Here is a 6,423-nt window from a genome sequence, read left to right as displayed (position 1 = left end):
CGTAAGCTTTTCAGCCCTGACTGAATTCAACCCGCAACTCCTTAGGGGAGTTGCGGGTTGTTTTGTATAGAGCGAGCTAAGCCATGATCAGGAGATTTCATGCGAACAGCCATCGTAACAGGTGCAGCGTCGGGTATCGGCCGTGCAATTGCCGTGCATTTTGCCAATGAAGATTGGCGCGTCGCTGCGCTGGATATCGATCATGATGGTCTTGCCTCGCTCCCGAAAGTCGGGATTCAGCCGATTTGGTGTGACCTGTCATCCGAAGAGAGTATTTGCGCCGCGGTCGCAGAAGCAGGGTTCGAACAGCTTGACCTGCTCGTGAACAATGGCGGGCCAGCCGACCCGGTCGCCGGTCGTCTTGAGGAGATGAGTCTCAATGACTGGAATAGCTGGATCGCACCGCACCTGAACGGCAGTTTCCTGATGGCGCGAGAATGCATGCCTTATTTGCGCGCTGCCAAGGGCAGTATCGTCAATATGACATCGACCCGGGCGTATCAGTCGGAGCCGGACACCTACGGGTATGCGGCGGCTAAGGGCGGAATCATTGGCCTGACGCATGCGCTGGCCATCGGTCTTGGGCCGGATGTCAGGGCCAACGCAATTGCGCCCGGCTGGATCAATTCAACTGGTGACGTGCTGTCTGGTGAGGCACACGCGCAGCATCCAGTCGGTCGAGTGGGGGAAGTCGAAGATATCGTGCATGCGGTGGCCTACCTGTCTGGTGCCGGCTTTGTGACGGGGCAGGTGCTGACAGTGGACGGCGGCATGACGCGCAGGATGATTTACACCGCGTAGCGCGGGATCGATCCTGAGTTTCCCGCTTCGGTGTTGTCGGACCGTCTGCGGGCGGGACCATCTTGAAGGATTGCGGATATACCCGCGGCGACTGCATCCCAGACTTGTGTTTGACGCACTGCACAAACAGGATATGACATCTCTCTTTTACGACGATCTGGACGAGACTTATGGCAGACCTGAAGACAATTGGCGTGATTGGCGCGGGCCAGATGGGGAATGGTATCGCCCATGTCAGCGCGCTAGCCGGATACGACGTCGTTCTCAGCGATATTTCCGAAGAGTCTCTCGCCAAAGGCATGAAAGCGATTGAACGTAATATGGCCCGCCAGGTTGGGCGGGGACAATACAATCAGGGCGATATGGATACTGCGCTCGGGCGCATTAAGCCAACAACTGTCTTGAAGGACCATGAGGCCGCCAACCTTGTTATTGAGGCCGCCACAGAGCGCCGCGAAATCAAGGAACAGATCTTTCGTTCACTCTGCGAAATCGTGCCTACGAGCACATTTCTGGCGACGAATACGTCGTCCATTTCGATCACACGGCTTGCGTCCGTCACCGACCGTCCCGAACGGTTTATCGGGCTGCACTTCATGAATCCCGTTCCGCTGATGAAGCTTGTTGAAGTGATCCGTGGGCTCGCAACGGATCAGGAAACCTATGAAACCGCCATCGAGTTTGCAGGGCGCCTAGAGAAGACGACCACGAATGCCGAGGACTACCCGGCCTTTATCGTCAACCGGATCCTTGTGCCCATGATCAATGAGGCCGTCTACGCTCTTTACGAGGGTGTTGGCACGGTTGAAAGCATTGATACGGCGATGCGCCTGGGCGCAAATCATCCGATGGGGCCGTTGACGCTTGCCGACTTCATCGGGCTCGATACATGTCTGTCGATCATGCAAGTTTTGCATGATGGTCTTGCCGACACCAAATACAGACCGTGTCCATTGCTCGTGAAATATGTTGAAGCAGGCTGGGTTGGGAAGAAAGCCGGCAAGGGATTCTACGACTATTCCGGGCCCGAGCCTGTTCCAACGAGATAGAATCATTCCCCCGCATCTCTTTCTATAGAAAGGGGCTGTCGTCTGAAGCGTGCTGTTCCGCAGAGGTGGCGGGTAGTTGACCGCATTTCAACCAATAGTAATTTTAGGTTCGTTAACCCAACACTGATTTACTTCTGTATGAAGTCAAGACAGATCGTATGGTGGGAACGAATTCATGATTTGTTATTTTGGCGAACGGATAAATGGTGCGCATGAGCGCCCTTCGTCCCGAACGCAGAAGAATATTCGCTTTCACGGCCAAGGCGACGGGAGGGAGTCGGCGGTTCGAAGCACACCTACGGGCCGAGTACGCGGCCGTGGTGACAGAGCCTCTTCCCTACCGATTTCGAGAACTTCTTGGCGCCATGAGAGAGGTGGAGACCTCGCTAAAGCGATAGGATACGTGACGGCATGACCATACCGGAGAAAATCCCAGCCCAGACTGGTCCTTTGTCGATGAGCTGGAGGCATTGTTACCTCAAATGCGCGCATTCGCGCGTAGCCTTTGCCATGATGCGACGCTGGCCGACGACATCGTTCAGTCTGCATGCCTGAAAGCTTGGGCGGCGGCGGAATCTTTCGATCGAACCGCAAAGATGAGACCGTGGATCCTGCGTATTGTTCGAAATGAATATCTCCAGCACAGCCGTCGCGCTTGGCGCAATGTTGATGTTGAAAGCGGATTTCTCGAAGAGGCTCTTATTGATAACACATCAGCTGAAATGCTGAGCGAAGCGTCGCAGGCTGTCCAGGCAATCTACTCCCTGCCGATCAAACAAAGGGATGCAGTCATTCTGGTTCTGGCGGCCGGCCTCACTTATGAGGAAGCGGGTGCGATCATGGACTGCTCGCCCGGAACAATCAAAAGCCGGGTAAGTCGGGCGCGCGCAGTTCTGATGGATGAGCTGAATGGAATTGTTCCGGCAATTTCCAATGACACGCCCGGGTTTGCTGAGCAGTCCACATTACACCAGTTGGTGATACATGCCGAAGAGCTTATGGCCGAGGCTGCCTGATTGGTATCAGGCCATGAGCAGGAAAACGCTCACAGAATAAATGATCATCAATGCGGCCGTCTTGATGGCAGCGGACACAAGAAATGGTCGCAGATCAGACCAGGACGTATCTCGAGCGATGGCGGCGACAGAGGTTGCAATATCATGCTCGATCCCTTCGCGGGATTGACCCGCAAGCACCAGCATGACTTTCGAAGAGCGAGTGGACGGAGCAGATTGGGCTTCCGTCAGGACTTGCTGAAATACATGCCCGGCGACGACCTCACCGAGCGCGCGCTTGGGGTGCCAGCCATAGCGAGAAAGTTCTACTATCCCAAGCCGAACAAAGGGCCACGTTACCCAGATATCACGAACAAGAAACGCGGCGAGAATCCCTGTCACACCCCAGATAAAATAAGGCCGCTCAATAACACCGCCACGGAAAAGTCCCCAAAGCGTCGCAAGGATAAGCAGTTTGATAGCCGTCGCGATTGCGAATGACCGAAAGCTCTTTTTGAGAAAATCATCTGCATCGCGCTTGATCTGACGACGGGTTTCCACGGCTGCTGTCTCGATCACCTTGTTCTTCTGGGCAGAAACCCCGCGTTCGAGGTATCTGCGGCCAAAAGCCAATCCGGCACCAACCGCTGAGGCAACAAGCAGAAACGATCTCATGCTAACAATATAGGTGTTCTGGCATGATTTGTCTGTAATTGGCGCCGCTAAAGCAAACCGAGTAGAAGCCTCTGGGCGTGACGTGTCGCCGTCTTGGGATCACGTACAAGCGCGTATCCGAGCAACATTGCGCCCGCGGATACAGAGACCGGATATTTCTGGACCAGGGATTTCAGGGTGTCGAACGGAAGGTCTGCCAATGCATTGGCTGTGGACTCTTCCAAATCATCGATCTCTTCTGATGATTTCCGATAGGGTAGCAAGAATATATACAGCATAAGGGCAGCAATTGCCACAAGGATGGCGGCCACTGTGAAGCAGGCCGCCGTCAATCCGATGACAGATGCCAGCGCCAATATTCCGGCTACAGACAAAGCAAACATGCCGCCGAAACCACATACGATTCCGGCGACAGCCGCGAACAGCCTAAGCTTTGTCGCGTCCATGAATTATTTGCCCCTCATCATTGCGAGAATGAGTCCGGCCCCGAACGCGATTCCGACAGCGGCTAGCGGATTCTTGCGAATTTCCGTTTCAACATCGTCGCGGGTTTCCTTGAACTGGCCGGAAGCTTTCTCGGCCATTTCCTTGCCTTTTTCGACTCCGGCTTGGGCCTTTACCTTCGCAAGGCCCCGGACGTCTTCCATTACGCTTTTCAGGTCGCCGCGAAGCATGGCAATGTCATCCTTGAGCGCAGCGTAATCGCCCTCGGTTTCAGCTTTGAGTGTGGTGGCTGTCTTGGTGTTCACGTTAAATCTCCTGATTTCGTGTGCGCCAATACAACGATCGATCGAAACTTTCGTTCCATCGGGTGCCAGCAGTTTTCTGTGATGGAACCTTGCACAGGTACATTCGTTTGAACCGCATGGACGTATTCAGAAACAGAATTTCCCAATATGCCTCACTGAGAGATGATGCTTGGTCCAAATTCGATCAAATCGATTTTCAAACCCGCGCATTTCAATCCGGCGATGACATCATCCGTGTGGGGGAAACCCCCGCAAAGATATTCATCGTGAGAGAAGGCTGGGCAATTCGACACCGTTCTCTTGATGATGGCCGTCGCCAGATCGTCAACTTCATGTTGCCTGGTGATGTGTTCGATATGCAAGTCATTGCGGGTGTGAAGGCAGACCACTCAGTGACCGCCATAACGCGCACTGTTGTGGCGACGGTTGCAGCGGATAAATTCATGAATGTGTTGCGCAGCGATGCCGATGTCGCCGCCGCATTCTGGTGGGCAGCGGTGCAGGAAGAATCTATCCTGCGTGAACAGATTGTCCGCGTCGGTCGCAGGTCTGCCAAGGAGCGTATCGCACACCTATTGCTTGAGCTTCAAAGAAGATTGAGAGCTGCGGTCGGTGGAATAGAAGATCACCTACCCATGCCTTTGACACGCACGGATCTGGCAGATGCGCTCGGCCTGACCCCGGTTCATGTGTCGAGGACGATGTCAGCTTTACGCCGATCGGGCCTTATCGATGAGTCCCGCGGCCAGGTCACCATTCTCGATAGAAGGCGTATGGAGAGTTTGTCCCAATTCGACACTGACTATCTCCATGTTCGTAAACTCGATTTCGTAGCGCGAGCCAACCTGAACGGTAGTTCGCATTCGCCTTTGTCAAACGGCGCTATCTCGTCTCAAACAAATCAACATCGCATTCCCCGCAATGACAATTGATTCAGGGGATAACACTCAAACAGGATTGGAATAATTTATGCCAGACACAACCCATCAAGAAGAGTTTTCTACAACTGAGGCACGTCAGGGTCGTCGCCGGACGGGCTTGTTGAGCGTTTTGGGGATAGGTATCGTCGTCGCTCTTGTCGGCATGTTGTTGGTGCTGGCATTTACCGGCATGTTCGCGCCTGCCAGCGTCTGACATATCTCGAATTCAAGAACAAAGGCCGCCCGTACATTATAATGTACGGGCGGCCTTTTGAATCCGCGACATCAGAAGTTTAGGCGTCCACCCGCTTTACGTTGGCGGGATGGAAGAACAACGCCTGGCCGATCGCGGCCTTCACAGTATTTTCCTGGAAGGGCTTTGGAATCAGGTAGGTCGGCTCCGGGCGCTCACCCGTCAGCAGGCGTTCGGGGAAGGCCGTGATGAAAATGATCGGCACGTCATGATCGGCCAAAATGTCGTGGGCGGCATCAATACCGGACGATCCATCTGCAAGTTGGATGTCACAGAGAACCAGTCCTGGCGGATTCGCGCCGAAGAGAGAGAGCGCTTCGCGATGCGTGGTTGCGATACCGGTGACCGTATGGCCGAGGTCTTCGACCAGACTTTCAAGATCTGCAGCAATAATGGGTTCATCCTCAATTATGAGAACTTTCGTAGCGAGCTCGCCTTCAATTTCTCTTTGAGCATCTTGTTCGAGAACACGCTGCTCTTTTTCAGAAATTCCGAGGATGTAAGCTGCGTCCGAAGCAGAAAATCCCTCAAGGGCTGTCAGCAGGAAAGCTTGCCGCTGGATGGGTGCAAGTGACTGCAGTCGCTTGTCTGCAGGATCGCCTTTGTTGCTATCTTTTCCTTCAAGCTGGGCGCCTGTCGTGCCCCAGATGACGTGGAAAAAGCGGTACAGCGAAAGACGAGAATCCTCCACGTTGTCGACAACTTCAGGATTTTCGACGAGCGCTTGAAGTGACGCGCGAATATACGCGTCTCCGCTGTCTTGACTGCCTGTTAGCGCCCGGGCGTACCGGCGCAAGAATGGCAGATGGGGGGCAAACGATTGTACCAAACTCATTGGGAACCTCTCTTCTGGGACCGCATTAACAATTCGTGAAAGCTGCTTCGGTTCCACACTAGTGCAAAATACTGCATTAGTGTGGAACTTATATGGTGCCGGATTGTTTAACTATCAGACTCATATAGTTAGGTATCAGATCGTGA

The 6,423-nt window shown here is 53.8% G+C and carries 10 protein-coding genes; 6 read left to right on the top strand and 4 right to left on the bottom strand.

The features are described 5' to 3' along the window. Nucleotides 1-99 precede the first annotated feature (99 nt). The 4 genes from B2P82_RS12125 (at nt 100) to B2P82_RS12115 (ending at nt 2,866) form a co-directional block, all read left to right on the top strand. On the top strand, nt 100-801 hold the full coding sequence (locus B2P82_RS12125; RefSeq protein ID WP_290497196.1) for an SDR family oxidoreductase: 702 nt from the start codon (nt 100-102) through the stop codon (nt 799-801). A gap of 170 nt (nt 802-971) precedes the next feature. Further along, a complete protein-coding gene (locus B2P82_RS12120; protein ID WP_290480210.1) occupies nt 972-1,850 on the top strand; it encodes a 3-hydroxybutyryl-CoA dehydrogenase in 879 nt (292 codons plus the stop codon). Nucleotides 1,851-2,053: 203 nt separating this feature from the next. Then, nucleotides 2,054-2,248 (top strand): NepR family anti-sigma factor, encoded by a 195-nt coding sequence (locus tag B2P82_RS17070; RefSeq protein WP_414652043.1) that lies wholly within the window; start codon nt 2,054-2,056, stop codon nt 2,246-2,248. Nucleotides 2,249-2,320: 72 nt separating this feature from the next. Beyond that, on the top strand, nt 2,321-2,866 hold the full coding sequence (locus B2P82_RS12115) for an RNA polymerase sigma factor (RefSeq protein WP_290497195.1): 546 nt from the start codon (nt 2,321-2,323) through the stop codon (nt 2,864-2,866). Between the two features lie 6 nt (nt 2,867-2,872). Here the strand turns inward: B2P82_RS12115 and B2P82_RS12110 are convergent, their stop codons facing one another. Genes B2P82_RS12110 through B2P82_RS12100 form a run of 3 tightly spaced genes read right to left on the bottom strand, consistent with a single transcriptional unit; the run spans nt 2,873 to nt 4,269 of the window. Continuing rightward, nucleotides 2,873-3,520: a hypothetical protein gene (locus B2P82_RS12110; protein WP_290497194.1), complete on the bottom strand. Its 648-nt coding sequence runs from the start codon at nt 3,518-3,520 to the stop codon at nt 2,873-2,875. 47 nt (nt 3,521-3,567) lie between these two features. Beyond that, nucleotides 3,568-3,966 (bottom strand): hypothetical protein, encoded by a 399-nt coding sequence (locus B2P82_RS12105; RefSeq protein ID WP_290497193.1) that lies wholly within the window; start codon nt 3,964-3,966, stop codon nt 3,568-3,570. A gap of 3 nt (nt 3,967-3,969) precedes the next feature. Continuing rightward, nucleotides 3,970-4,269 carry an ElaB/YgaM/YqjD family protein gene (locus tag B2P82_RS12100; protein ID WP_290480207.1) on the bottom strand — a complete coding sequence of 100 codons (300 nt, stop codon included), beginning with the start codon at nt 4,267-4,269 and terminating at the stop codon, nt 3,970-3,972. A 116-nt stretch (nt 4,270-4,385) separates the two neighbouring features. On the opposite strand from B2P82_RS12100, the gene B2P82_RS12095 reads away from it, so the two are divergent. Together B2P82_RS12095 and B2P82_RS12090 are read left to right on the top strand one after the other, a co-directional pair. Continuing rightward, nucleotides 4,386-5,201, top strand: coding sequence for a Crp/Fnr family transcriptional regulator (locus B2P82_RS12095; protein ID WP_290497214.1), 816 nt, complete (start codon nt 4,386-4,388; stop codon nt 5,199-5,201). 37 nt (nt 5,202-5,238) lie between these two features. Next, nucleotides 5,239-5,403: a hypothetical protein gene (locus B2P82_RS12090; protein WP_290480206.1), complete on the top strand. Its 165-nt coding sequence runs from the start codon at nt 5,239-5,241 to the stop codon at nt 5,401-5,403. Nucleotides 5,404-5,482: 79 nt separating this feature from the next. On the opposite strand, the gene B2P82_RS12085 is transcribed toward B2P82_RS12090, so the two are convergent. Beyond that, the gene (locus tag B2P82_RS12085; RefSeq protein WP_349679749.1) at nt 5,483-6,277 is read right to left on the bottom strand and encodes a response regulator; all 795 of its coding nucleotides are present in this window, start codon (nt 6,275-6,277) and stop codon (nt 5,483-5,485) included. Nucleotides 6,278-6,423: the final 146 nt, after the last annotated feature.

This window comes from Hyphomonas sp. UBA4494, assembly GCF_002388935.1.
Classification (GTDB): Bacteria; Pseudomonadota; Alphaproteobacteria; order Caulobacterales; family Hyphomonadaceae; genus Hyphomonas.
This window is presented reverse-complemented; position numbering and strand designations above follow the sequence as displayed.